The organism is Actinoallomurus oryzae (assembly GCF_039541955.1).
GTDB lineage: Bacteria > Actinomycetota > Actinomycetes > Streptosporangiales > Streptosporangiaceae > Actinoallomurus > Actinoallomurus oryzae.
This window is the reverse complement of the sequence record NZ_BAABHF010000022.1, coordinates 260,205-286,792: the sequence shown is the minus strand read 5'-3', so window position 1 is coordinate 286,792 and position 26,588 is coordinate 260,205. Positions and strand designations below refer to the sequence as shown.

The 26,588-nt window shown below is 70.4% G+C and carries 18 protein-coding genes and 1 pseudogene; 11 read left to right on the top strand and 8 right to left on the bottom strand.

Annotated features, from left to right (window positions below; translation table 11 throughout):
• Nucleotides 1-49 precede the first annotated feature (49 nt).
• A complete protein-coding gene (locus tag ABEA10_RS19810; RefSeq protein ID WP_345465772.1) occupies nt 50-466 on the bottom strand; it encodes a universal stress protein in 417 nt (138 codons plus the stop codon).
• Between the two features lie 119 nt (nt 467-585).
• Here ABEA10_RS19810 and ABEA10_RS19805 point away from each other — a divergent pair, with 119 nt between their 5' ends.
• Together ABEA10_RS19805 and ABEA10_RS19800 are read left to right on the top strand one after the other, a co-directional pair.
• Nucleotides 586-1,806, top strand: a complete 1,221-nt coding sequence (locus tag ABEA10_RS19805) for an MFS transporter (RefSeq protein WP_345465770.1) — start codon at nt 586-588, stop codon at nt 1,804-1,806.
• A gap of 10 nt (nt 1,807-1,816) precedes the next feature.
• Nucleotides 1,817-3,001, top strand: a complete 1,185-nt coding sequence (locus tag ABEA10_RS19800; protein ID WP_345465768.1) for a MalY/PatB family protein — start codon at nt 1,817-1,819, stop codon at nt 2,999-3,001.
• Here the strand turns inward: ABEA10_RS19800 and ABEA10_RS19795 are convergent.
• The gene (locus ABEA10_RS19795; protein WP_345465766.1) at nt 2,972-4,372 is read right to left on the bottom strand and encodes a cation:dicarboxylate symporter family transporter; all 1,401 of its coding nucleotides are present in this window, start codon (nt 4,370-4,372) and stop codon (nt 2,972-2,974) included. The two genes, ABEA10_RS19800 and ABEA10_RS19795, sit on opposite strands and share 30 nt — an antisense overlap.
• A gap of 198 nt (nt 4,373-4,570) precedes the next feature.
• On the opposite strand from ABEA10_RS19795, the gene ABEA10_RS19790 reads away from it, so the two are divergent.
• Both ABEA10_RS19790 and ABEA10_RS19785 read left to right on the top strand, forming a co-directional pair.
• Complete coding sequence (locus ABEA10_RS19790) at nt 4,571-6,190, top strand: sensor histidine kinase (RefSeq protein ID WP_345465764.1); 1,620 nt, start codon at nt 4,571-4,573, stop codon at nt 6,188-6,190.
• Complete coding sequence (locus ABEA10_RS19785; RefSeq protein ID WP_345465762.1) at nt 6,187-6,870, top strand: response regulator; 684 nt, start codon at nt 6,187-6,189, stop codon at nt 6,868-6,870. The genes ABEA10_RS19790 and ABEA10_RS19785 overlap by 4 nt, the downstream gene beginning before the upstream one ends.
• On the opposite strand, the gene ABEA10_RS19780 is transcribed toward ABEA10_RS19785, so the two are convergent.
• Nucleotides 6,867-8,081, bottom strand: coding sequence for a phospholipase D-like domain-containing protein (locus tag ABEA10_RS19780; RefSeq protein ID WP_345465760.1), 1,215 nt, complete (start codon nt 8,079-8,081; stop codon nt 6,867-6,869). The genes ABEA10_RS19785 and ABEA10_RS19780 overlap by 4 nt on opposite strands.
• A 205-nt stretch (nt 8,082-8,286) precedes the next feature.
• On the opposite strand from ABEA10_RS19780, the gene ABEA10_RS19775 reads away from it, so the two are divergent.
• The 5 genes from ABEA10_RS19775 to fxsT all read left to right on the top strand — a co-directional run bounded on the left by ABEA10_RS19775 (nt 8,287) and on the right by fxsT (nt 19,027).
• Nucleotides 8,287-10,248 carry a potassium transporter Kup gene (locus ABEA10_RS19775; protein ID WP_345465758.1) on the top strand — a complete coding sequence of 654 codons (1,962 nt, stop codon included), beginning with the start codon at nt 8,287-8,289 and terminating at the stop codon, nt 10,246-10,248.
• A 620-nt stretch (nt 10,249-10,868) separates the two neighbouring features.
• Nucleotides 10,869-13,022, top strand: a complete 2,154-nt coding sequence (locus ABEA10_RS19770; protein ID WP_345465756.1) for an FxsB family cyclophane-forming radical SAM/SPASM peptide maturase — start codon at nt 10,869-10,871, stop codon at nt 13,020-13,022.
• Nucleotides 13,023-13,089: 67 nt separating this feature from the next.
• Nucleotides 13,090-13,806, top strand: a complete 717-nt coding sequence (locus ABEA10_RS19765) for an AAC(3) family N-acetyltransferase (protein ID WP_345465754.1) — start codon at nt 13,090-13,092, stop codon at nt 13,804-13,806.
• A 70-nt stretch (nt 13,807-13,876) separates the two neighbouring features.
• Entirely contained in the window at nt 13,877-15,088 is a 1,212-nt protein-coding gene (locus ABEA10_RS19760) for a TIR-like protein FxsC (RefSeq protein WP_345465752.1), read from the top strand.
• A gap of 15 nt (nt 15,089-15,103) precedes the next feature.
• A complete protein-coding gene (fxsT, locus tag ABEA10_RS19755; protein ID WP_425550926.1) occupies nt 15,104-19,027 on the top strand; it encodes an FxSxx-COOH system tetratricopeptide repeat protein in 3,924 nt (1,307 codons plus the stop codon).
• Between the two features lie 16 nt (nt 19,028-19,043).
• On the opposite strand, the gene ABEA10_RS19750 is transcribed toward fxsT, so the two are convergent.
• The gene (locus ABEA10_RS19750; RefSeq protein ID WP_345466193.1) at nt 19,044-19,901 is read right to left on the bottom strand and encodes an alpha/beta fold hydrolase; all 858 of its coding nucleotides are present in this window, start codon (nt 19,899-19,901) and stop codon (nt 19,044-19,046) included.
• 517 nt (nt 19,902-20,418) lie between these two features.
• Here ABEA10_RS19750 and ABEA10_RS19745 point away from each other — a divergent pair.
• Nucleotides 20,419-20,925 (top strand): annotated as a pseudogene (locus ABEA10_RS19745) (double zinc ribbon and FHA domain-containing protein); the annotation flags it as partial.
• 430 nt (nt 20,926-21,355) lie between these two features.
• On the opposite strand, the gene ABEA10_RS19740 reads toward ABEA10_RS19745, so the two are convergent.
• From ABEA10_RS19740 to ABEA10_RS19725, 4 genes are all read right to left on the bottom strand, one after another.
• Entirely contained in the window at nt 21,356-21,688 is a 333-nt protein-coding gene (locus ABEA10_RS19740) for a hypothetical protein (RefSeq protein ID WP_329247246.1), read from the bottom strand.
• 394 nt (nt 21,689-22,082) lie between these two features.
• Nucleotides 22,083-24,383: a xanthine dehydrogenase family protein molybdopterin-binding subunit gene (locus ABEA10_RS19735; protein WP_345465746.1), complete on the bottom strand. Its 2,301-nt coding sequence runs from the start codon at nt 24,381-24,383 to the stop codon at nt 22,083-22,085.
• Nucleotides 24,380-25,357 carry an FAD binding domain-containing protein gene (locus ABEA10_RS19730; protein ID WP_345465744.1) on the bottom strand — a complete coding sequence of 326 codons (978 nt, stop codon included), beginning with the start codon at nt 25,355-25,357 and terminating at the stop codon, nt 24,380-24,382. The genes ABEA10_RS19735 and ABEA10_RS19730 overlap by 4 nt, the downstream gene beginning before the upstream one ends.
• Nucleotides 25,354-25,836, bottom strand: a complete 483-nt coding sequence (locus tag ABEA10_RS19725; protein WP_329247237.1) for a 2Fe-2S iron-sulfur cluster-binding protein — start codon at nt 25,834-25,836, stop codon at nt 25,354-25,356. Before ABEA10_RS19725 ends, ABEA10_RS19730 begins: the two co-directional genes overlap by 4 nt.
• Before the next feature lie 78 nt (nt 25,837-25,914).
• Between ABEA10_RS19725 and ABEA10_RS19720 the strand changes: the two genes are divergently transcribed.
• Nucleotides 25,915-26,565, top strand: a complete 651-nt coding sequence (locus ABEA10_RS19720; RefSeq protein WP_345465741.1) for a TetR/AcrR family transcriptional regulator — start codon at nt 25,915-25,917, stop codon at nt 26,563-26,565.
• The last annotated feature ends 23 nt before the right edge of the window (nt 26,566-26,588 follow it).

Here is a 26,588-nt window from a genome sequence, read left to right as displayed (position 1 = left end):
GCGCGGCCGGACGCCTACCCGCAGTTCGACCACGAACTCCCGGCGGCGGTCAGTTCTCCGCGCCGTCCTCACAGACGATGACGCGGCAGCGCGCGTTCGACAGTACGGCGGGCACGGTGTCGCCGCCGAACAGCGCGCCGTGCCGGGAGTTCAGCCGCGAGCCGACCACGAGCACCTCCGCGCGATCCGCGAGCCGGGCCAGCTGCGCGCCGGGCTCGCCCCGGGCGATGCGCAGCCGGGTGGAGACGTGCTGCGTGCGCGGTAGAAGGCGCGCGACCTCCTCACGCAGCCGGAGCCACGCCTTCGGGCCGCGCAGCGGGCCACCGTCGCGTGGGATGACACGGACGACGTCGAGACGGGCGTGGCGCCGGCGTGCCTCCTCCGCCGCGCGCCGGAGCGCCACCGTCGAGTTGGGCGACCCGTCGAACCCGACGAGCACGTACCGGGGCCCAGGGATGATGTGCATGACCGACCTCCTGTTTTCCTCCCCAAGCGTGCGGGAAATTGAAAGAAGGGCAGAGAGCCCACAGACCCTGCTTTCGCGGGACTTTCGGCCCCTCTGGTCTTCGGCGGTCATGGAGGCGGATGGCGCGGTTCAGCTTGCGTACGGAGACGGCGGCGGATCGGGCCACGGGACCGAGGCCGCCGCGACGCGTGCTGATCGGCCTGTGCGTCACCGAGGTCACCAGCTGGGGCGTGCTGTACTACGCGTTTCCGGTGACGCTGTCGTCGCTCACCCGCGACACGGGCTGGTCGACCGCGACCGCCATGGCGGCCTTCTCCGCCGGAGCGATCGTCTCCGCCCTCGCCGGCATTCTCGTCGGCCGGCTCATCGACGCCCACGGTCCCCGTACCGTCATGACCACCGGCTCGGTCACCGGCGTCGCCGCCGTCGTGGCGATCGCCGCCGCGCCGAACCTGCCGCTCTTCTTCGCCGCCTGGGTTCTCGCCGGCCTCGCCCAGTCGGCCGTGCTCTACCAGCCCGCCTTCACCGCGCTCACCGGCTGGTACGGTCCCGACCGCGTGCGCGCGCTCACCGCGGTCACGCTGGCGGGCGGCTTCGCCAGCACGGTGTTCGCCCCGTTGACCGCCCTCCTGCTGGACCACCTGACCTGGCGCGGCACCTACCTCGCCCTCGCCGTGATCCTGGGCATGGTCACCGTCCCGCTGCACGCCCTGTGCCTGACCCCGCCGTGGCGGCACGGCCGGGCCCGCGGCGCCTCGTCCGAGCGGGACGCCCACGCCCGGGCGGTCGTCCGCAGCGGGCCGTTCGTCGTGCTGACGGCCGCGATGACCTGCGCTGCGTTCGGGTCCTACGCCGCCACCGTGAACCTCGTGCCGCTGCTCACCTCGGACGGGATGGGCACCCACCTGGCCGCCGTCGCCCTCGGCCTCTGCGGCGCGGGCCAGGTGCTCGGGCGGCTGGGCTACCCGCGGCTGGCCGCCCGCACCGCCCCGCGTGGCCGTGCCGCCGTCATCCTGACCGCCGGGGCGGCCACCATCGTCGTCCTGGGCGTCCTCCCCGGCCCGGGGGCGGCGCTGATCGCCGTCGCCGTCCTCGCGGGCGCCGCACGCGGCATGTACACGCTGCTCCAGGCCACGACGGTCGCCGACCGCTGGGGGACCCGTGCGTTCGGCCACGTCAACGGCGTCTTCACCGCTCCGATCACGGTCGCCATCGCGCTGGCTCCCGGAGGCGGCGCCCTCCTCGCCCGCCTGGCCGGCGGGTACCCCGTCTCGTACTGCGTGCTGGCCGCCCTCACCTTCGCGGCGGCCGTGGCGATCCGCCGAAACCGCACTTCGTAGGATTTGTCAGGTGTTCGACGACCTTGACCTGGCCGGGCTGCGGCGGCGCCCGGGAGTGAAGTGGAGCCACGTCGCGCCGGATGTGATCCCCGCGTGGATCGCGGACATGGACTTCCCGCCCCCGCCGTCCGTCCGGGCGGCCCTCGTGCGGGGTCTGGACGACCTCGGCTACCCCGCCTGGGACGACCGTCCCGAGAGCAACCCGCTGCGGGCCGCGTACGCCGAACGGATGCGGCGGCGGTACGGCCTCGCCGTCGACCCCGGTCACGTGCGGGAGTTCACCGAGCTGATTCAGGGGCTGCAGGCGGTCCTGCACGTCGCGACCCGCCCCGGTGACGCCGTCGCGATGCACACGCCGACGTACCCGCCGTTCCTGGAGACGCTCACCGACATGGACCGTCGGCTCGTCCCGATCCCCATGGTCCAGGGCGAGGACGGCTGGGGCTTCGACGCCGGCCGGCTGGCCGAGGACGTCGCCCGGTACGGCTGCCGTGCCCTGGTGCTGGTCAATCCGCACAACCCGACCGGCCGCGTGTTCCGCCACGACGAGCTGGCCGCGATCGCGGAGGTCGCGGACCGGCATGACCTGCTCGTGATCGCGGATGAGATCCACGCGGAGCTCGTCCACGACCCGCACCGGCACGTGCCGTTCGCCTCGCTCGGTCCCGAGGCCGCCGCCCGTACTGTCACGCTCACCTCGGCGACCAAGGCGTTCAACGTCGCGGGCGTGCGCTGCTCGGTCGCTCACGTCGGCGACCGCCGGGTCCGCGAGGCGCTGGCCGCCCAGCCGCCGCTGCTGTTCGGCCAGGTGAGCGCGCTGGGCGTCCTCGCGACGCTGGCGGCCTGGCACGACGGCGACGACTGGCTGGCCGAGGCGCGGGCGACCCTGACCCGCAACCGCGCGCTGGTCGCCGAGGCGCTCCCACCCGGCGTCCGCTACCACCCGCCCGAGGCGGGCTACCTGGCCTGGCTCGACTGCCGCGGCCTCGGCACGGGCCCGGACCCAGCCGCGTACTTCCTCGACGAGGCCCGGGTGCTGCTCTCCTCCGGTCCGGCCTTCGGGCCGGGCGGCGAGGGGTTCGCGCGGCTGAACTTCGCCACGTCCCGGCCGATCCTGGAGGAGATCCTCCACCGTCTCCGCGACGCCGCAGGGCGTCGCGGAGACTCAGGCGTCCGCGCCCGCGACGGCGGGTGAGCCGCCGGTCCGCGAGCCGCGGGCGGTGTCCGGCCCCGAGGGGGCGTCGTCCAGCTGTGTCGTCTCGTCGAACGGGTTCCGCCCGGCCAGCACCAGCCGCGCCCGGTCCCGGTCGAACTCCCCGGTCAGCTTGCCGATGATCACTGTCGCGACCGCGTTGCCGGCGAAGTTCGTCAGCGCCCGCGCCTCGGACATGAACCGGTCGATGCCGACGATGAGGCCGACCCCGTCGACGAGTGCGGGCCGGTGTGACTGCAGGCCCCCGGCCAGTGTGGCCAGGCCGGCGCCGGTCACCCCGGCGGCGCCCTTGGAGGCGACGACCATGAACAGCAGCAGCGAGATCTGCTCGCCGATCGACAGCGGGGCGTCGGTCGCGGAGGCGATGAACAGCGACGCCATCGTCAGGTAGATCGCCGTGCCGTCCAGGTTGAAGGAGTATCCGGTCGGCACGGTGATGCCGACGACCGGCCGGCTCACGCCCAGATGCTCCATCTTCGCGATGAGCCGGGGCAGCGCGCTCTCCGAGGACGAGGTGGACAGGATGAGCAGGAACTCACGGGCGAGATAGCGCAGGAGCGAGAACAGGTTCACCCGCGCCACGACCCACAGGAGGAGACCGAGCACGACCACCACGAACAGCACGCAGGTGAGGTAGAAGGCCACCATCATCATCACGAGGCCCTTCAGGGCGTCGACGCCACTCGCGCCGACCACGGCCGCCATCGCGCCGAACGCGCCGACCGGGGCCGCCCACATGATGATCGCCAGCACACGGAACACCAGGCGCTGGATGTGCTCCAGCCCGCGCAGGACGGGCCGGCCCGTCTCGCCCATCGCCTGCAGACCGAACCCGACGAGCAGGGCGATGAGCAGCGTCTGCAGCACCTGCCCCTCGGTGAAGGCCGACACCAGCGTCGTCGGGATGATGCCGAGCAGGAAGTCGACGGTCCCCGTGCTGCCCTCGCCGACCTGCTCGTGGCCGGCGTGCCGCGCGGCGTCCGTCAGGTGCAGACCGGCTCCGGGATGCAGGATGTTGCCGACGACGAGGCCGATGGCCAGCGCGAACGTCGACAGGGTCAGGAAGTAGGCCAGGGCCAGGCCGCCGACCGCGCCGACCTTCGCGGCCCGGGTGACCGAACCCACGCCCAGCACGATCGTGCAGAAGATGATCGGGCTGATCATCATCTTGATGAGGTTCACGAACCCGGTGCCGAGCGGCTTGAGCTCGGTGGCGAAGCCCGGCGCCGCCAGGCCCACCACGACGCCGACGATCACCGCGGTGACCACCGCGAGGTAGAGGAAGTGCGTACGGTCGCGTCGTCTGCGGGGACGCGGTCCCGTCGGTTCTATCGGCGCGGTTGCGGCGGACATCCGATCTCCTTGCTCGTGGTGTCACCGGCGCTCGGTCACCGGTGTCACCGGCGCTCGGTCACCGGTGTCATCGGCCCGAAAGCTGCAAGGACTATGCGGCGTTCAGTGACTCAGGTCACGTTTTCGTTCATTACGTTCATCGAAATCCGCCTTCACGCGCCGGTAACGGGCAACGCGGACAGCGGGCACACTGACGAGATGCGCCACCTATCCCCAGGACACCGGCGTCGCAGCCTGGCGGGACAGCTCTTCCTCATGCAGGCGATCGTCGTCGCCGTCGTCGTGACCGGCGGTGCCGGCCTCGCCTCGGTGAAGGCCGAGCGCAGCACGGTCGACGCGGCCCGCCACCAGGTCACCGCCGCGGCGGCCGGCATCGCGGACGCGCCGACGACGGCCATGGCCGTGGCCGGCGCCGACCCGTCCGGGGCGCTCCAGCCGTACGCCGACCAGGTCCAGCGCGACACGGGTGTGGAATTCGTGACGATCATGAGGCCGGACGGCATCCGCTACACCCACCCCAACCCCGCGATGATCGGCAAGCGCTTCCTCGGCCACACCGAGCGGGCGCTCGCCGGGCACACGTTCACCGAGACCTACACCGGGACGCTCGGGCCGTCCGTCCGCGTGGTGACCCCGGTGTTCGGCCCGCGGCACCAGGTGGTCGCGCTGGTCAGCGTGGGGATCACCGTACGGACCATCAGCGCGCAGGTCAGGGCCCAAGTACTGGCGCTGGTCGCGGTCGCCGTGCTCGCCCTCGCGGTCGGCGGCGCGGGCACCTACCTGGCCAACGCGCGGCTGCGGCGGCACACGCACGGGATGAGCACCGCCGAGCTGAGCCGGATGTACGAGTACCACCACGCGACCCTGCACACCGTGCGGGAGGGGCTGCTGCTGCTCAGCCCGGACCATCGCATCGTCCTGGCCAACGACGGCGCGCGCGAGCTGTTCGGTCTGCCCGCCGACCTGGACGGCCGGCACGTGACCGACCTGGGACTCCCGGAGGCGCTCACCGAGGCGCTGTCGGGTGACACCACCTGCGTCGATGAGATCCATCTGACCCGTGACCGCGTCGTCGTGGTCAACAAGTCCGCCGTCACCTCGGGCACCCGTGACCTCGGCAGCGTCGTCACCCTTCGCGACCACACCGAACTGCAGGCGCTGAGCGGTGAGCTGGACTCCGTGCGCGGGTTCGCCGAGTCGCTGCGCTCGCAGACGCACGAGGCCGCCAACCGGCTGCACACCGTCGTCTCCCTCATCGAGCTCGGCCGTACCGACGAGGCCGTGGCGTTCGCCACGTCCGAGCTGGAGATCGCGCAGCGGCTCACGGACCAGATGATGGAGGCGGTCGCCGAGCCGGTGCTCGCCGCGCTGCTGCTCGGCAAGGCCGCGCAGGCGAACGAGAGGGGCGTCGAACTCGTCGTCACGCCCGACACCCGGGTCGACGATGACGCGATGCCGGACGATCTCGAGGCGCGCGAGCTGGTGACGATTCTGGGGAACCTGGTCGACAATGCCATCGACGCGGCGGCCGACGGCGAAACCCGCCCCCCGAGGGTCTTCGTCACCGTCCGCACCGACGCCGGCGCGCTCGTCCTCCGGGTCGCCGACACCGGCCGTGGCGTCGAGAGCGACGCCGTACGAAACGTGTTCCGGCGCGGCTGGTCGACCAAGCCCGGTGATCGCCCGTCCGGCCGGGGGCTGGGCCTCGCCCTCGTCGCCCAGGCGGCCGCCCGGCACGGCGGGCGCGTGGACGTGGACCGGGACGTCGGAGCGGTGTTCACCGTCACGCTCCCGCTGCACGAGGAGGTGAACGCATGATCGAGGTCCTCGTCGTCGAGGACGACCGGCTCGCCGCCGAGGCGCACCGGCAGTACGTCGAACGGGTGCCCGGCTTCGCCGTCGCGGACGTGGTCCACTCCGGCGCCGAGGCGCTCCGCGTGCTGGACCGGCGACCGGCCGACCTGATCCTGCTCGACTTCTACCTGCCGGACCGCCACGGCCTGGAGATATGCCGGCGCCTCCGCGCCGCCGGCCACCTCGCCGACGTGATCGCGGTGACCTCGGCGCGTGACCTGGCCACGGTCCGCTCGGCCGTGTCCGTCGGCGTGGTGCAGTACCTGCTGAAGCCCTTTACGTTCGCCACGTTCCGCGCCAAGCTCGAACGCTACGCCCGGTTCCACTCCACGCTCGGCCGGCCGGGCGAGGCGGCCGGCCAGGACGAGGTGGACCGCGCGCTCGCCACTCTGCGCAGCCCCGCCGGGTCCGTCCTGCCGAAGGGCGTGAGCGCGCCGACGCTGGAGTCGGTACGGGAGATCCTGCTCCGCACCGAGGAGGGCGTCACCGCCGAGGCGACGGCGAAAGCGGCGGGCGTGTCACGCGTCACCGCCCGCCGCTATCTGGAGTACCTGGTCGACCACGGCTACGCCGAACGATCGCCGCAGTACGGCCAGGTCGGCCGCCCGGAGCTCCGCTACCGGCGGGCGACGACTCGCGATTAGCTGTCGGCGGCTTCCTCCGGGTTGACCGGGATCGTGGGCTTCTCGCCGAGGGCCCGCTGCTTCGCGGTGATCGCCGGGATCGCCGAGAGCTGGTCGTTGAAGTTCGCCAGGTAGGAGGCGTACACCGACGAGTTCGTGACCTTCATGTCCGACTCATCGTTGTGGTACAGAGCGTTGGCGGTGTAGTTCGCCGAGCCGGTTATGACGATCTTCTGCCCGCTCACACCGTTGTACCTGCCGTCGATCAGCAGATACTTGTCGTGCGTGTAGTGCTCGGCGTATCCGTCGGCGCCCTGGCCGTGGGTGGTGTCCCGTACGTCGATCTTGGAGTCGGCCAGCGTGGACCGGACCGACGAGGAGACCTGGCTCTTGGTGTACGCCACGGTGACCTTGCAGCCCTTGGACGCCATGCCGGCGAGCTGCTTGGCGAGCGAGAGCCGGTTGTCGGTCCACTCGAACATCGCGACGCGGACCTGGCTCGGGTACGTCTTGGAGCAGGTGACCAGTTGCAGCACGCCCAGGATCGTGTCACTGGCCCCGCTGGCCTTGGGCCAGTAGTACGCCTTCGGGTTCGAGCCGTACGTCCAGTAGTAATTGGGCTTGTACGTGCCCGCCGCGCCCTTCGTCATGTCGGTGAAGGTCTTGACGTAGGCGTTGTAGAGGCCGGTGTTGCCGACCACGGTGTAGCTGTTGTTCGAGGCGACCTCGGCCTGCGTGTCGGTCGGGTTCGCGCTGGAGAGGGTCACCGTGCGCGTTCCGCCGCCGGAGAAGAGGAAGAACTTCGTGTGCAGGTAGGCCGACGGCGCCCCGCTGGTGTAATGGTGCGCGACGCACCCGCCGTAACACAGCGCCGCGTAGCTGCTGGCGCTCGTGGTGCTCACCTTGCTTCCCAGCTCGGAGACAAGGCGCGACCAGATCGAGTTCTTGGCGTGCTGGTCCATGAGGACCTTGACGTAGACGCCGCGCTTGTGGGCGGCGATCAGTTTGTCGGCGAAGTCGCCCAGATTGATGCTGTAGAACGCGGCGCGGATCACCGAGCCCTTGGGCGCGGTGTCGATGTTGTTCTCGATCTGCTGCATGATCGCGTACTGCGCGGCCGTGTCGCCCTCGGGATCGTTGAAGACCGGGCCGGCCTGCGGGTTGAACGCGGCGTCCGCCTGGCCCGTGCCGACATACCCGATACCCGCGCCGATCAGCACCACGGCGGCCATCCATGTGACCGCACGGCGGACCCAATGCGCCATTAGCTTCCCCCCGCTACACACACGCCCCAAAAAGACCCAAGCGGACCTTACCGTGAATGATCGACTCGACCTAGTACGCGGCCTGTGTCGGCCACCCGCGCGTATGGGCGATGTGCGCGACCAGGCATCCCCCTGGTGGGTGGGCGCCGGGCCGTCCGGTTAGGTAGGCACCATGACTGATTCCGCGCACGTCACCGGCGCTTCTTCCGCCAAGGCGCCGCACGGCTCTCGTCCCGGTGCGTCCGGGGGCGCCGCCGGGCAGCTGGCGCTGATGCTGGGCGCGCTCGGTGTCGTGTACGGAGACATCGGCACCAGCCCGCTGTACGCCCTGCAGACGGTGTTCTCGATCGACCACGGGGCGGTGCGCCCGACGAGCGGCGACGTCTACGGCGTGATCTCGCTGGTGTTCTGGTCGGTCACGCTCATCGTGTCGGTGAAGTACGTCGTCTTCATCCTCCGCGCCGACAACGACGGGGAGGGCGGGGTGATGGCGCTCGCCGCCCTCGTACGCCGGGTGCTCGGCGGTGTGCGCGGCAGGGCGGCCGCCGTCATGGCGCTGGGGGTGTTCGGCGCCTCGCTGTTCTACGGCGACAGCGTCATCACGCCGGCGATCTCGGTGATGTCGGCGGTGGAGGGCCTGAAGGTGGCCACGCCCAGCCTGTCCCACGTGGTGGTCCCGGTCGCGGCGACGATCCTGACGCTGCTGTTCGTGGCGCAGCGGTGGGGCACGCACCGGGTGGGGAGCTTCTTCGGGCCGGTGATGGTGCTGTGGTTCCTGGCGATCGCCGTCGCGGGCGTCCAGGAGGTGGTGCGGCGTCCCGGCATCCTCGCGGGCCTGTCGCCGACGTACGCGGGCGCGTTCGTGATCGACCACCCGTACGTCGCGTTCATCGCCATGGGTGCGGTGGTGCTGTCGATCACCGGTGCCGAGGCGCTGTACGCGGACATGGGCCACTTCGGCCGCCGGCCGATCCGGCGTGCCTGGTTCGCGGTGGTCTTCCCCGCGCTGACGCTGAACTACCTGGGCCAGGGTGCACTGATCCTGCGCGACCCGCACAGCACCGCGAACCCGTTCTTCCTCCTTCTCCCCGGCTGGGCGCGGGTGCCGATGGTCGTCCTGGCGACGCTCGCCACGGTGATCGCCTCCCAGGCGGTGATCACCGGCGCCTTCTCGGTGTCACGTCAGGCCGTACGGCTCGGGTTCCTGCCGTACCTGCGGATCCGGCACACGTCGCCGCGCGAGGTCGGGCAGGTGTACGTGCCGGCCGTCAACTGGATCCTGTTCGTCGGCGTGCTGGGCCTGATGCTCGGCTTCCGTTCCTCCGAACGCCTCGCGACGGCGTACGGGGTGGCGGTCACCGCCACTCTGATCATCACCACCGTGCTGTTCCTCGTGGTGGCGCGAGCGCACTGGGGCTGGGCCGCGTGGAAGCTCGTGGTGGTGGCGGTCGTGATCGGCGGCGCGGAGGTCACCTACTTCGCGGCCAACCTGACGAAGGTCGCCCACGGCGGCTGGCTGCCGCTGCTGATCGCGCTGTCGGTGTTCACGATCATGAAGACCTGGGAGCGGGGCCGCGAGATCGTCACCGAGCGCCGTACGGCGAAGGAGGGCCCGCTGCCGGAGTTCATCGGGACCCTCCGCGGGTCGGACGTCGTCCGCGTGCCCGGCGCTGCGGTCTTCCCGCACCCGACGAAGGAGACCACGCCGCTCGCGCTGCGCGCGAACGTCGAGCACAACCGGGTCGTCCACGAGCACGTGGTGATCGTCTCCACCGTGGACGAGAACGTCCCGCACGTCCCGGTGGCCGAACGCGCCGCCATCGACGATCTCGGCTACCGGGACGACGGGATCGTGCACGTCACCCTCAGGTACGGCTTCCAGGACGACCGGGACATCCCGGCGGCACTGCGCCGCCTGGCGTCGGACGGCGCGAACGCCGAGCTGGACATCGACCCGGACCAGGCGTCGTACTTCCTGTCGAGGGTGACGTTGCAGGTGACCCGGTCGCCCGGTATGCGAATGTGGCGTAAGCGCCTGTTCCTCGCGCTGGCCAACAACGCCGCGAGCCCGGCGGAGCGGTTCGCCCTGCCCGAGCTCCGGCTCGTGGTCATGGGCTCTCAGGTCGACATCTGATCCGGCGCCGTGTCCAGGGTTTGCTCTGGCTGGCGGGCGATGGCCGAGCGCCGGGTTTGGCTTTAGCCAACTCGGCACAAAATCACTTAAGAGAATCGCCTGATCCCGTGACGGCGGCGAGGTGATCTGGGGGTAAGTGAGTGTGCCGGATATGAGCCGCCCAATCCCGCTACGACCACGTCGTCTCGCGATCAGGTCGGTCGACAGAGCGGCAAGATGATTCGGACGGCTTGATACGTCGAGTTTGCGCAAGCTTAACGTCCGATCCTGCACGCTGGCGGCGGAAAGGAGTTATCTTGCTAGCCTGCAAAGTCAGGCTACCCTTCCGGCACGCCGCTGGGGATGTGGCGGTGTTCGGCGTAGGTCGCCGTGGACCCCAAGCGCTCCAGGCGTCGTGCCGTCCTTCTCAACCGAGCTGGATGGTCGATATGAACGACATAATGATCGCGGCGCCTTCGGACGCATCCGAAGTCATTGACCTCTGTGAGGCTCCATTGTCCGAGCTGCCCACTGGCCTGGCCGCAGAAGCGATGGTGGACCGGTTCGTCCACGAGGAGCGCAAACCCCGGGCCTACGCGGTCGGCGCCTTCAACTCTTACATATAGATCATAAGCCGCACGATGGGCACACGACTCCCGTTTCGGCAATTTGTGCTCAAGGTGCAGAGTAGATGTGATCTCGCCTGCGATCACTGCTACGTCTACGAACATGCCGACCAGAGCTGGCGCGGTAAGCCGATCACCATGGCCGTCGAGACGATGGCGCAGGTGGCGACCCGCATCGGGGAGCATGCGAAGAGCCAGGGGATCGACCGGGTCCACGCGGTGCTGCACGGCGGCGAACCCCTGCTCTGCGGCCCCGAGCGGCTGTCCGCGCTGATCCGCGCGCTGGAGTCGGGAGTCCGCGGAATCTGCGATTTGGACCTGCACATCCACACCAACGGTGTGCTGCTCGACCGCCGGTTCTGCGAGCTGTTCCGCGCTCACGACGTCAAGGTCGGTATTTCGCTCGACGGTGACCGTGCGGCGAATGATCGGCATCGGCGTTACCGGGATGGGCGGAGCAGTTTCGACAAGGTGGCCAGGGCCATCGAACTGCTCCGTACCGGATATCCCGAGATCTATTCGGGGCTCCTCTGCACGATCGACGTCAGAAACGACCCCATCGCGGTGTACGACGCCCTGGTGTCCCATGATCCGCCGGCGATCGATCTGCTGCTCCCGCATGCCACCTGGGACGATCCTCCATTCCGCGCCGGCGAGACCGATTACGCCGACTGGCTCGCCGCCATCTTCGACAAGTGGCTCGCCGACGGCCGCCCGGTACCGATACGCACGTTCGACTCCATCATCAGCACGAGCCGGGGCGGCCCCGCGCTGACCGAGTCGCTGGGACTCGAACCGAGCGACCTCCTGGTCGTGGAGACCGACGGGACGTTCGAGCAGGCGGACTCCATCAAAATCGCGTTCGACGGCGCCCCGGAGACCGGCAAGGACGTTTTCCGGCACTCGATCGATCAGGTCGCCGAGCACGAGGGCCTGGCCGCCCGGCAGCGGGGGAGCGACGGGCTGAGCGCGACATGCCGCGCCTGTCCGGTACTCGACAGCTGCGGAGGCGGCCTCTTCGCGCACCGCTACCGCACCGGCTCGGGCTTCGACAACCCCAGTGTCTTCTGCGCCGACCTGAAGAAGCTGATCGAGCACGTCGAACGGCGCGTATCCGCTCCCCGCCACCCCGTGCCCCGCGCGGCTCTGCGGTCGATCGCGGCCGGGCAGGGCACCGTGGAGGCGCTCACCATTCTCCAGCGGGGGCAACGAAGCATTCGCCGGGCGTTGATCGCCTCGGTGCGCGGTCAGGCCGGCCCGTCTCCGGAGTGGGATCTGCTCTGCCGCATCGAGCCCGCCATCGTGGACGAGGTGTTCGCCCATCCGTACAACCGGGTCTGGGCGGTGGACCGGCTGCGCGGCCCGGACCGGCGGGACGACGGGCGGCTGGCGGCCCTCGCCTGCGCGGCGGCGGCCCGCGCCGGCATGTCCGCGACCCTGCGCCTGCCGGTGACCGACGGAGCGGTCTTCCTGCCGACCGTCGGCCGCTACGAGGTCCCCGGCGCGAGCGAGACGACGGTCGAGATCCGGGACGGCGAGATCACGGTCGAGCGCGCCGCCGCCGTACACCGGGTGCGGCGGCTGGAGGTCGGCGGTCACCCGCTGATGGTCGAGGACCTCGATCCGGTCCGTGACTGCCACGGCCGGCCGGCCGCCGGGCGACTCACCGACGAGCAGGCAGGGCACTGGCAGGCGGTGTTCGGCGCGGCCTGGGACATCATCGCGGAGCGGTGCCCCGAATACCTTCCCACGCTGACGGGCGCCCTCTCCGCGGTGGTGCCGGTCGTGGGGGAGCCGGCAGGGTCATCGGCGCGGAACGCCTTCGGCTCGGTCGCCCTCGCCCTTCCGCCGGATCCCGAGACGTTGTGCGTGCTGTTGCTGCGGGAGACGCAGCGGATCAAGCTCGGTGGCGTCCTGGACATGCTGGATCTGTTCGAGCCCCGCGCCTCCACTGTGTCGGTCGACACACAACGCCTTCTGTCCGACTCGTATGCTCGGCTGGCCGTTACCGACTTCCGGCGACGGCGTTCGCAGGGGCGGTTCGGCATCGAGGCGGCGACGGATGTGAAGGCGACTCTCGATTCGATTCTCGCGTCGGACTCGCTGACCCGGCTCGGCCGGGGATTCGTCGAAGAGATGCGCCGCACGCTGGACGCGTGGTCGGCTTGAGATGACGCGGGACGACCTCCTCTCCGATCTTCACGCGTTAGGTCTGTGTCCCGGCGGGGACCTCCTGGTGCACGCGTCGATGCGGCGCGTCGGCCGGGTCGCCGGCGGTGCGACGACGCTGGTGGAGGCGGTCTCCGAGGCGCTGGGGCAGGACGGGACCCTCGTCGTGCCCACTCCGACGGCGGAGAACTCCGACTCCTCCCGCGCGTACCTGGCACGAGTCGAGGGGATGACGGCCGCCGAGCGGCGTCTCTACCGCGCCGCGATGCCCGCCTTCGACCCGGCGCGCACGCCGTCCACGGGGGCCGGGGTCTTTCCCGAATGCGTCCGGCTCGCCCCCGGCGCGCTGCGCAGCGAGCATCCGCAGATGTCGTTCGCGGCCCTGGGCGCGCGGGCGAAGGTGATCGTCGACGGTCATGCGCCGCACTGCCACCTGGGCGAGGAGTCCCCGCTCGCCCGGTTGTACGACCTCGACGCCGAGGTGCTCATGCTCGGCACCGGATATGACACGTGCACGGCTCTTCACCTGGCCGAATACCGCTACACCCGGAAACCGCCGACGCGCGGCTACAACTGCGTGATCGAGCAGGACGGGCGGGCGCGGTGGTGGAGCTATGAGGACGTCGTCCTCGACGACCGTGACTTCCGCGCGGTCGGCGCGGCCTTCGACGACACCGCGTACGTCAAACGGGGCCGGGTGGGTTCCGCCGACTCCCGGTTGGTATCGCTACGGCGGTTGGTCGACTTCGCGGCCGGCTGGTTCGCCGCCACGCGTAAACGCTGAGCGCATCTCTCAGAGAGAAGAGGGGGCTGTTGCCAGTTCCGCCCGTATAGTCGGAGATCGGGAGGAATGTATGACCTTGGGAATATACGGCGACGATGACCGGCGTCCCTACTTCTTTCTCAGCTATGCGAGGTCTCGCTTCCGGCCCGACGACGGTACCGACCCCGATCGCTGGGTGACGAAACTGTTCAATGATCTCTGCCACGACGTCGGCATCGTTACCGGAATGCCCACGCCTGGATTTATGGACAGGCAAATACCGGCCGGGACGCAGTGGCCCGATCATCTCGCCGAGGCGCTGGCGAGCTGCCGCGTGTTCCTGGCGCTCCTGTCGCCCGCGTACTTCACGAGTGAATACTGCGGCAAGGAGTGGGCGGCGTTCTTAGGCCGCGTGAAGAGCCAGCAGGCCGGCCTCGACCGTCCGTTAGCGATCATTCCGGCGCTGTGGACGCGGCTGGGCCCGTCCGAACTCCCACCCGACCTGAAGTCCATGCAGTACATCCCTCCCGGCTTTCCGTCCCAGTACGCCGCGGAGGGTTTCTACGGCATCATGAAGCTGGGACGCTACCGCGAGCAGTACAAACAGGCCGTCCTCCAGCTCGCCCGCCTGGTCAAGGAGACCGCCGAGCAGGCGGACCTGGCGACCGGGCCGATCTCCGACTTCGACGCCCTCGGCAACGCCTTCGCCGACTATCGCGGCGGTGAGCGAGGCCGCCGGCCGATCAAGCTCACGGTGGCCGCGCACCGCCTCGACAAGCTCCCACCCGGGCGTGACACGTACTACTACGGGCGGACCATGCCCGAGTGGACCCCGTATCGCAGCGCCGACTACACCACGCCGATCGCGCGGTACGCCGAGCAGGTGGTCGCCGAACTCGGCCACGAGCCCGTGGTGGACAGCCTCGACGAGCCCACGGCCGATCCGGACGCGTCGCCCACCGTCCTGATCGTCGACCCGTGGGTCAGCCGGGATCCGACGATCGGCGAGGAGCTTCGCCGGATCGACGAGGAGCCGGTGAACGTCCTCGTGCCGTACAACGCCGACGACCGGCAGACCGCCGACGCGGAGAAGGACCTCAACCGGACCGTCGACGCCGTGCTCAGCCGCAGCCTGGTCCTTCCCGGTTCGGTGAAGTCGATATCGAGCAAGGAGGCGTTCCGCGCGGCACTGCCGAAGGCCGTGGGTGAGGCGATCAACCGTTACTTCAAGGAGGCCCCGGTGCACCCGCCGGAGATCGAGCCGACGATGGCGCGACCGAGCCTAGAACTGCCGGAGAAATAGTCGTTTGGGGGACTCGTGGATAACACGACCGGAACTATAGTGACCTTCTATTCCTATAAGGGAGGCACTGGCCGCACGATGGCGCTGGCGAATGTCTCCTGGATTCTTGCTATGGCCGGTAAACGAGTTCTCGCCGTAGACTGGGATCTTGAGTCGCCGGGCCTGCACCGGTTCTTCCAGCCATTCCTCGATCAGGACGTGGTGGCCGCGACCGATGGCGTCATCGAATTGCTGACGCGATATTCGTGGGCCGCCACCGAGCAGCACGAGAACGCGCGAGACTGGCATCTGGAGTTCGCCCGGATACTCCGCTACGCGGTGTCGCTGGACTGGGACTTCCCCGGCGACGGGACACTCGACTTCGTCTCCGCCGGCCGCCAGAACCGCGACTACTCATCGTTGATCAGCAGCATGGACTGGGACAACTTCTACGGCCGGCTCGGCGGCGGCCAGTTCTTCGACGCGCTGCGCGCGGACATGAAGCGGCACTATGACTACGTGTTGATCGACAGCAGGACCGGCCTGAGTGACATCGCCGACATCTGCACGGTGCATTTCCCGGACGTCCTCGTCGACTGTTTCACCCTCAGTGACCAGAGCATCGACGGTGCGTCGGCGGTGGCCCGGCACATCGACGAGCGCTACGGCGACCGCGGCATCCGCATTCTTCCTGTTCCGATGCGTATTGAGTTCGGGGAGAACGCCAAGGTGGAGGCCGGCCGCGCCCTGGCGCGGGCGCGGTTCGACCGGTTCCCGAAAGGTCTCACCCATGAGGAGATGAACCGGTACTGGCTCTCCGTCGAAATCCCGTATCGGCCCTTCTACGCGTTCGAGGAGACTCTCGCGACGTTCGGCGACACGCCGGGCTCGCCCAACTCCATGCTGGCCGCGTTCGAACGGCTCGCCGCCGAGATCACCGAGGGGCGGATCGACTCCTTCTCTCCCATGGAGGAGCAGCTCCGCCTGGCGACGCTCGATCGCTTCGCCAGGCGTGGTCCCGCCGAGAGCTCCGAGGTGCTCGTCGTCTACGCCGCCGAGGACCGGCCCTGGGCGGACTGGATCGCCGGCGTGCTGGGCCTGGCGGGCTTCCGGGTCACGGCCAACTGCACCGACGTGGCGTCGCCGGAGGAGTTCGAGCTCCGGATGGACCGGAGCAACCACGCGATCGTCCTGCTCTCGCCGGCCTTCATCGGCTCCGAGCGCGGCCGGCGGGCCTGGGAGACGGTCGTGCCGGCGCGCAGCGGCGCGACCCTCCAGCAGGTGACGGTTCTCCGCATCCTGAACGCCAAGCTCGAGCCGTTCTTCTCGCAGCTGACGCCGCTGGACCTCACGGGCCTCGGCGAGGAGCAGTCCGCCGACGCCGTCCTGCGGGCGCTCGGCCGCCCGGGCCGTACCGCCGAGCCGATCAGCGAGCACGGGCGGCTGACCGCCCGGTTCCCCGGCGCGGCGAGGACCTCACCGCCGGTGTGGAACGTCGACCGCCGCAACGCCGTCTTCACCGGGCGCGGCCAGGTGCTCGAACAACTCCGCGACCAGCTGCTCGGCGCGACCCAGCGCGTCGTGCTGCCGCAGGCGCTGCACGGGCTCGGAGGCGTGGGCAAGACCCAGGTCGCGCTGGAGTACGCCCACCGCTTCCGCGCCGACTACGACGTGGTCTGGTGGGTGCCCGCGCTGCAACCCGACTCGATCAGAAGCGCGCTGGCCGCCATGGCCGGCCGGCTCGGACTGCGAGTGGGCGACAACGTCGCCGAAGCCGCCAACGCGGCTCTGGAGGCCCTTCGCCGGGGCACGCCGTTCGCGCGCTGGCTCCTGATTTTCGACAACGCCGACGACCCGGCCGAACTCGAGCAGTTCCTCCCCGGCGGCGACGGCCATGTGCTGATCACCTCGCGGGACCCGGCCTGGACCCAGTTCGCCAAGCCGATCGCCGTCGACGTCTTCACCGAGCGGGAGGCCGCCTTACACCTGCTGCGTCGGGTGCCGGGCCTCGCCCCGGACAACGCCGTGAAGATCGGCCGGGCGCTGGGGTTCCTGCCCCTGGCCATCGAGCAGGTGGCCGCGTGGCTGGAGGCCACCTCGATGCCGGCGAGCGAATACCTGAGCGCGCTCGAACAGCAGACCGCCTCGACGCTCAACCTCAGCACGAAGGAGTTCCCCCAGTCGGTGGCACTGACGTGGAACGTGTCCTTCCGGCAGCTCAGAGAGGCGTCGCCGGCCGCGGCCCGCCTGCTCGAACTCCTCGCCTTCTTCTCCTCCGACCCGATCTCCCTGGACCTGATCTACAGCGACCAGACGGCCGAGATCCTCGTCCCGTACGACGAGACCCTGCGGGACAAGCTGGTCCTGGGCAAAGTGGTGCGGGAGATCAGCCGGTTCGCGCTGGCCAAGGTGGATCAGGGCAACAACTCCATCCAGGTGCACACGCTGGTGCAGGCCGTCATGCGGGAGGGCATGGAGCCCGAACGCGCGAACGAGACCATGCACGACGTACACAAGATCCTCGTGGGTGCGCGTCCTCCGCGCGGAGACACCGACGACCCCGGCAACTGGCCGAGCCTGGACAAGATCATGCCGCACGTCGAATCCTCGCGCGCCGCGGAGTGCGACGAGGAGGACACCCGGCAGATGTTCATCGACCTCGTCCGCTACCAGTGGAAACGCGGCAACTACGAGGGTGCCCTGTCCAGCGGTCGGTACCTGGCCGACCTGTGGCGCGACCGGCTCGGCGAGGACTACTGGCAGCGGCTGTTCCTGCTGTCGCAACTGGCCAACGTCCACCGCTCGCAGGGCCGGTTCACCGAGGCCTACGAGCTCGACACGCACGTCTGGAACCGGCAGAAGAACTCACCCGCGATCGGGCCCACGCACCCGCACACGCTCATCACGGCCAGCGGGCTGACCGCCGACATGCGCGCGCTCGGCAAGTTCGACGACGCCCTCGAACTGGACGAGCAGACGTACGCGGCGCTTCAGGACCTCTACGGGGAGGACCACCCCCGGACGCTGATGGCGGCGAACAACCTGGCCGTGTCGCACCGCTCGGTGGGGAACTACTACAGCGCGCGGACGCTGGATGAGGACACCCTGGAGCGCCGGCAGGCGGCACTGGGGCAGAAACACCCCTACACGCTGTTCTCGGCCGCGAACCTGGCCCGCGACCTGCGGGAGGGCGGGCAGTACGAGGAGTCCGTGACGCGCCTGCGCGCGACCTACGAGACCTACATCGAGGTGCTGGGCGACCAGCTCCCCGACCCCCTGCGCGCCGCCAAGAGCCTCGCGGTGGCGCTGCGGAAGGCCGGGCGTACCGACGAGGCCCTCAAGCTGGCGGAGGGCACCTACGACCGCTACCGCCAGTTCTACCCCGACTCACCGGACGCCGTGGCGGCCGACGCGGAGGTCGCCGTGTGCCTGTGGGCGATCGGCGACGGCGCCGCCGCCCGGGACCGTACCCGCCGGACGCTCGGCGTGCTCCGCGACGCCCTGGGCGAGGACCACCACTACGGCCGGCTGCTGGAGAACAACCTGGCCGTCTTCCTCCGGGACGTCGGCGACGTCGGTGGCGCGTACGAACTCGCGGCGTCGACCGTGCCGAGGCTCCGCGCGACCTTCGGGGAGGAGCACCCGTTCACGCTGGTCGGCATGCTGAACCTGGCGAACAGCGCCGCCGATCTGGACCGGTACGCCGAAGCCGCCGAGCTGGAGCAGGAGGCGATCGCGAAGCTGACCGATCGCCTGCACGCGACGCACCCCGACACGCTGGCCGCTCGCTGCAACCTGTCCGCCAGCCTGGAGGCGCTGGGCCGCACCACGGAGGCGAGGGCACACCGTCAGGAGGCGATCGCGGTCCTGAGCCGGCTCCTCGGTGAGGACCACCCCGACGTCATCGCCGTCCGGCACGGCCGGCGTCTCTCCCGCGACCTCGAGCCGCAGCCCGCCTGATGAGACCGCCGGCCGATCAGGATCCGGCGAGCCAGCGCAGCATGTCGGGCATGACGTTCAACGCGCCGAAGTGCGCGCTGCCGCGTTCCACGATCACGAACGAGAAGGGGATGTGGTCGCCGAGCCAGCGTGAGTGACCGACCGGGGAGAACGTGTCCTCGGCGCCGTGCCACAGCATGATCGGCCGTTCGATGCCGCCGGGTTCGAAGCCCCAGGAGGTGGCGAAGGCGTGCAGGTCGTCGAACCAGCCGTCGGCGGAGTTCCGCACGGCCTCGGCGTAGTTCTCGATGAGCTGGCGCCGGATGCCCGCGTCGGCCACGATCCGGCGGTCGGACTGGGTGAGCTCGTCGTAGAGGCTCGTGACCAGCTGCGCGGGGTTCGCCCGGATCCGGTCGGCGATCGGCCGGAGGCGGGCCATCACCGCGCCCCCGTCATCGCGGACCGCCTGGTAGGCGTCCACGTTCGACTCGGTCATGTCGGCGAACCAGTCGAGCCCGTCGGCCTCGCTCGGCGCCAGCCCGACGAGTACCGCTGCGCGGGTCGTCCGTTCGGGCAGGAGGGCGGCGCACGCGAGGGCGTGCGGTCCGCCGCCGGAGCGCCCGAGGACGCCGAACCGCTCCAGCCCCAGAGCGTCGGCTATCTCCGACACGTCGGCGGCCACATCGGCGACCCTGCGGCCGGGCCTGCGGTCGGAACGGCCGTAGCCGGGCCGGTCGAAGGTGATCAGCCGGACGCCGAGCTGGTAGAGCACGAGGGGCCGCGGAACCGGGCCGAGACGGCTGCCCGGCGTGCCGTGAAGGAGTAAGACGGGACTCCCGTCCGGTGCGCCCCATTCCTCCACCGCGACTCTTCTTCCATCGCGCAGGTCGATCATGATCGTCAAGCCGGCCTCCCCTGAACACACCCGTGACCCGTCAGAGACTGACGTTTTTCCGGGGAGATTTCCAGCCCGTCGCGGATCGATTGATCACTCTCGCGGGCCAGATAATCTTGACCGGGTTCGTACGGTTTCGTGCGGGTAATGTCGCCGACCGGCCGGTGCCGGATTCGCCGGTACGGGCGGTTCGCTGAGATGGTGTCCGTCTGGACTGGACGCGCCACCGCACCGGCGAGGCTCTCCAGGGGCGGCGCAACGAGCGTCGCCGGTGGAGGTCACGACGCTTCTTCGTCACGGTGGGAACTCTTCGCCGCGGCGAGGTGTTGATCAGTCAACGTTTCGCCAACCCTCAGGCGGGATATCTTCAAGATCGTTTCCGGTTCGTACGCAGCGTGACGGGCGGCGTGCCGCGGACGAACCGAAGGCGTGGTGCCACCGGAGGACGAATGCCCGACGCGGGTGCCGTACGGTGCACGAGGCACCCCCGAAGCCACAGGTAGGAGGTGGAGCGACGATGCCGAGCGCTTCCTGTACGCAGTGCGGTCACACCAATCCGGACGGTGCCCGCTTCTGTTCGAACTGCGGCACTCCGCTCACTCACGGTGTTCCCCCGATGACAGACGAGCCCGGCGATTCGACGTCGACGATGTCGTTCAGCGCGATCGAGGACGCCGTCGCGGCCGAACTGGCCGACGAGCCGGTCGCCGATCATGTGGGAGTCGAGTCGCTCCCGCCCAACACGGCACTGCTCCTCGTGAAACGAGGACCGAACGCCGGCAGCCGGTTCCTGCTCGACCGCGAGACCACCACCGCGGGCCGTCATCCGGAGAGCGACATCTTCCTCGACGACGTCACCGTGTCGCGAGGGCACGCGGAGTTCTACCGGCAGGGCGCGCGGTTCTCCGTACGCGACATGGGCAGCCTCAACGGCACCTACGTCAACCGGCGGAGGATCGACGAGACCGCCCTGTCCAGCGGTGATGAGGTCCAGATCGGTAAGTTCCGCCTAGTCTACCTCAGCAACGCGCTCGAGAGCGTGCCCGTCGGTGCGCCGGAGGCCGCCCCCCGCCCCCGGCGTGGCTGGTGGTCCCGATGGCGGCGGTGACGCCGGGGTGATGTCAACCGTGGGTGTACACGCAGATGTCAACCGTGGACTGACGAAAGTCGCCCGGCGACTTTCGTATTCTCGCGGTCTGGGAGCGAAAGATTGGCCGGACCGCAGCGAGGATTGGGGGGTTCTCGCGCTCCGGCCGGATGGGGCCCGACTGTGTGTCGATGTCCACGGGGCCCCAGAGCGGACGTCCGCACCGGTTCCTTTGGGGGAGGGGACCGGGGTCGCGGACGTTCGCGCGTTCGGGACCAGGGCGTGTCTCAGAGTCCCCGGCCGCGCAGTAGGACAGCGGGACTTTGAGACTCGCCCCAGGGCCGCGGGCCGCCACTGATCGGCGGGGCTACTCGTCGGTCTCCTCGGGGATGGCCGGCAGCTTCTGGGTGAGCACGCTTTCGGACGTGACGTTCGCCCTGGCGATCATGTTCCGCCGGTGTCGCAGCGCGCCGTTCTCCCGCAGCAGGTCATCGACCTCGGCCCGCAGCCGGGCCACGCGCTTGCTCATCCGGAAGTGGACCGTCACACTGCCGACGCCGACCCCCACCGCGAGCGCGGCCAGGGCGGGCATCCACAGCACGGCGACCGCGGCGACCACCAGAGGCAGGACGATCAACATGACCCGGGCATGGTCGCCGATCCAGTCCAAGGCGGCGTTGAGACGCCTCGGGATCTTCACGCGTACTCCTTCCACTGCGGCGGCACCGGCGTCACGGCGCGCGGGCGTCCGCTCCTGTGGAAGCGAGAGCCGGCGCGCGCGACCGGTACCGCGCGTACCCCCGACAAGGCGAACGACACGAAGCATCCCGAGTGCCGGCCGCCCGTACATGAGGCCGGCCCTTGCGTACGGACCGCGCCGCGATGCGGCAAAGCGGGGCTGACCAGCACGAATCACCGGGCGTCGTTCGACTTCTTTCGGTGTCCAAGTCTGTCACGCGCCCGGGACCGGCCCGTCCCCACCCGTGCCACGCGGCAGTGTCACCACGGCCCGCCGGAGCGGGCCTGGTCACCGTCTCCCGGCTCAGGGCGAACTTCTGCGCCGTGGCGCCGTCGCAGTCCCGGAGTCCTGGTGCCTACCCGGGGAGGACCCTGTCCAGGGTGATCGGCAGGTCGCGTACGCGGCGGCCGGTGGCGTGGTGGACGGCGTTGGCGATCGCGGCCGCGACGCCGGTGATGCCGACCTCGCCGATGCCGACCAGGCCGAGCGGCATCGTCGGATCCGGTTCGTCCAGGTAACAGATGTCGATCGGCGGAACGTCGGCGTGCACCGGCACGTGGTACCCGGCCAGGCTCGGATTCATGATCCGGCCGTTCCGTGGATCGACCAGCGTCTCCTCCGACAGCGCCATGCCGATGCCCATCACGATGCCGCCGCGCAACTGACTCGCGGCGGTCTTGGCGTTGACCACGGTGCCGACGTCGAAGGACCCGAGCCAGCGCGACACCCGCACCTCACCGGTGTCCGGGTCGACGCGGACCTCGCAGAACTGCGCCCCGCACGCGGCCTTGACCCAGCGGCGCCGGTCGAGCAGAACCTTCCCCATGAAGCGGGCCTGCCCGACCGCCGCGCCCAGGCCACGGTCCGCGCCGACGGAGACCTCGACGTGTTCGCGCCCGGCTCGGGCGAGGATCGCGGCGTACGTCTCGCCGGGACCGGCCTTCTCCCAGAGCCCGCCGTCGCGCGCCTCCACGGCCTCCGGCCGTCGTGCCCGCAACGGCGAGCCGGTGCGCCGCGCGAGCGTGAGCACCGACCGTTTCAGCTTCTCGGACGCGGCCAGCAGGCTCGCGGCGACGCTCGCGGTCTGCATGGACCCGCCCGCGCCGGGGGCGATGGGCAGGGTCGAGTCGCCATACTCCACGCGCACCGCCGTGAACGGCACGCCCAGGGCGTCCGCCGCGATCTGCGCCTGCGCGGTGGCCACACCCATCCCCATCTCCTGCATGCCACAGCGGACGAGGACGGTGCCGTCGGCGGAGAGCCGTACGGTCACGTTGGCGGCGAACTGCAGCGACGGATGGTAAGCCGTCGCGACGCCCATGCCGACGAGCCACCGGCCGTCGCGCATCGACCCCGGCTCCGGTGTGCGGGCGGACCAGCCGAACCGCTCGGCACCCAGGGCGTACGCCTCACGCAGCATCCGGTGTGAGAACCGCTTGCCGTCGATCGGATTCCGCGACGGCTCATTGCGCATACGCAGTTCGATCGGGTCCAGGCCCAGCCTCCCGGCCAGCTCGTCGACGGCCGACTCCAGCGCGAACGTGCCGATCGACTCGCCGGGCGCGCGCATCGGGGTGTTCGAGAGCAGGTCCAACTCGACGATCTTCTGCTCGAGCAGGATGTTCGGCGCGTCGTACAGGTGCCGCGACTGCGAGGTGACCTGTTCGGGGCCACCGCCGACGTGTCCCCGGCGGGTCACGCTCGTGTGGAGCAGGGCGGTCAGGCGGCCGTCGGCGTCGGCTCCCAGCGCGACCCGCTGGATCGAGGGCGTACGGCCGCCGACCGTGCGGTAGACGCCTTCACGGGTCAGCGCGAGGCGTACCGGCCGGCCGGTCGCGCGGGAGGCCAGTGCCGCGATGATCGTGCCCGCCCAGACCATGCCCTTGCCGCCGAAACCGCCTCCGACATACGGCGCGATCACTCGTACGGAGTCCAGCGGTATGTCGAAGCGGAGGGCGAGGTGGCGGCGGAACCAGTCGATGTTCTGCGTGGAGTCGTACACGGTGAGGCGGTCGCCGTCCCAGGCCGCCGTGGTCGCGTGCGGCTCGATGGCGTTGTGGTTGTACGGCGGCGTGGTGAACCGCAGGTCCACGCTGACCGGTGCCGTCGCGACCGCGGCCTCGGCGTCGCCCTTGCGTGCGCCGCCGGGCATGATCATGTTGCCCTTCTGCGGGGTGGCTTCGCCCTCGTGCGCGGCGAAGTCGACGATGGCGGGCAGCTCGGCGTAGGCCGGGCGGACCAGGGCGGCGGCCTCGCGGGCGGCGTCGAGGCTCTCGGCGACGACGACCGCGACCGGCTGGCCGTTCCAGTGCACCTCGTCGGTGCCCAGGTAGTTCAGCGAGGTGCCGGAGACGAGCGTGCTCAGGTTCAGCGGGTTCACCGCCGGGGGCGGCTTGAGCGCGGGCGCGTTCTCATGCGTCAGCACGGCGATGACGCCGGGAACCTCGCGGGCGGCCGCGGTGTCGACGGCGGTGATCCGGGCCCGGCTCACGGTGGCGTGCACCAGGGCGGCGTGCGCGAGGTCGGGATAGGGATACTCGGCCGCGTACCGGGCGGCGCCGGTGGTCTTGGCCGGTCCGTCCACGCGGTCGATCGGGCGGCCGACGTTCTTGCCGCCGATGTCGCGGGGCAGGCTTGGAGCCTCGGTGACGGTCATGGTTCCAGCTCCCTCAGTGTCGCGACGATCGTGCGGCGGGCCAGGCCGATCTTGAACGCGTTCCCGGGACGGCCCACGGCGGCGGCCAGCTCGGCCTCGGCGGCGCGCCGGTAGCTCTCCTCGGTGGCCGGCGCGCCCGTCAGGACGTGTTCGGCCTCGTGGGCCCGCCACGGCTTGGGCGCGACGCCGCCGAGGGCCAGGCGGACCGCGGCCACCGTGCCGTCCCGCACCTCCAGCGCGGCTGCGACGGAGACCAGCGCGAAGGCGTACGACGCGCGGTCGCGCACCTTCCGGTAGCGCGACGTCGTGGCGGCCGGTGGGGGCAGCTCGACCGCCGTGACGAGCTCGTCGGGGGCCAGGTCGGTCTCCACGTGCGGCGTGTCACCGGGCAGGCGGTGGAACCCGGCCAGCGGGACCCGCCGGGCGCCGCGCACACTCTCGACCTCCACCTCCGCGTCGAGCGCGGCCAGCGCGACGCACATGTCGGAGGGGTGTGTGGCGATGCATGCGTCGCTCACGCCGAGCACGGCGTGGTCGCGGTTCAGCCCGCCGACCGCGTCGCAACCGCTGCCCGGCTCGCGCCGGTTGCAGGCGGCGGCTCCGTCGTAGAAGTACGGGCAGCGAGTGCGCTGGAGCAGATTGCCGCCGACCGTGGCCATGTTGCGCAACTGGGCCGAGGCGCCGCTGAGCAGCGCCTGCGACAGCACCGGATAGTGGGTGCGGATGAGCGGGTGCGCGGCCAGCTCGGCGTTGCGTACCGCGGCGCCGATCCGTACGCCTCCGCCGGGCAGCTCCTCCACCTCGGTGAGCGGCAGCCCGGTGACGTCGACGACCGTGGCCGGTGCCTCGATGCCCTCGCGCATCAGGTCGACGAGGTTGGTGCCGCCGCCGAGGAACTTGGCCTCCGGCTCGGCGGCAATCGCCCGCACCGCCGCCGCCACGTCGGGCGGGCGTACGTACGCGAACGACCTCATGACCCCGCCACCTCCCGGATGGCGTCGACGATGCCGTTGTACGCGCCGCAGCGGCAGAGGTTGCCGCTCATCCGTTCCCGGATCTCCGCGCCGGTGAGCGCCGTGCCGTCCGGCGGCGTGACGGCGCTCGGCGCGCCCGCCGCGTGCTCGGCCAGCATCCCGATCGCCGAGCAGATCTGCCCGGATGTGCAGTAGCCGCACTGGAGGCCGTCATGACGGACGAACGCCTCCTGGAGCGGATGGTCGAGTCCTTCGATCGTGGTGATGTCGCAGCCGTCGTACTGCACCGCCAGAGCCAGGCAGGAGTTGATCCGCCGGCCGTCGGCGAGGACCGTGCACGCACCACAGGCGCCCTGGTCACAGCCCTTCTTGGTGCCGGTGAGCCCAAGGTGGTCGCGCAACGCGTCGAGCAGGCTGACCCGCGGCTCGAGATCGAGCCGCTCCGTCGTCCCGTTGACCCGCATCCGTATCTCGGTCATGGCGCGAAGTTAACAGAACGCCGGACTCTTAACAAGAGAACATCGTTCTTTTAACATGCGTCGTATCCTGACGGCACCATGAAGCAGGCGTTCGTCCGGGCCCGGCGGCCGGAGCACAAGCGGCAGCGGCGCGAGGCGATCCTCGCCGCCGCGCGGGATCTCGCCGCCGAGTCGGGCGTGCGGAACGTCAGCCTGGGCGGTGTGGCGGCGGCGGTCGGGCTCGCCAAGTCCAACATCGCGCGCTACTTCGGCACGCGCGAGGAGATCTTCCTGGAGCTGGCCGCCGAGGGCTGGACCGAGTGGAGGGCCGCGGTGGCCGAACGCCTCCGCGAGGCGCACGGTGCGGAGGCGACGGTCGCCGCGCTGGCCGAGACGCTCGCCGAGCGGCCGCTGTTCTGCGACCTGCTCAGCCACACCTCCACGACGCTGGAACACAACGTCTCGGTGCCGGCCGCGCGTGCCTTCAAACGGACCGTGCTCGGGGTGGTGGCCGAGCTGGGCCGGGAGGTCGCACGGGCGCACGGCGACCTCACCGTGCAGGAGGGTTACGAACTCACCGGCGCGGCGGCCGCGCTCGCCGGCACCCTCTACCCGGCCGCCAACCCGCCGCCCACACTCGTGGAGCTGTACGCCCAGGACCCCGAGATCGCCGCCACCTGCCTGCCGTTCGTCCCCACGCTGACCCGCGCGCTCAGGGCGCTGGCCGCGGGGCTGCCGACGCTGCGCTGAGACAGCGACGGGGCCCACGGATG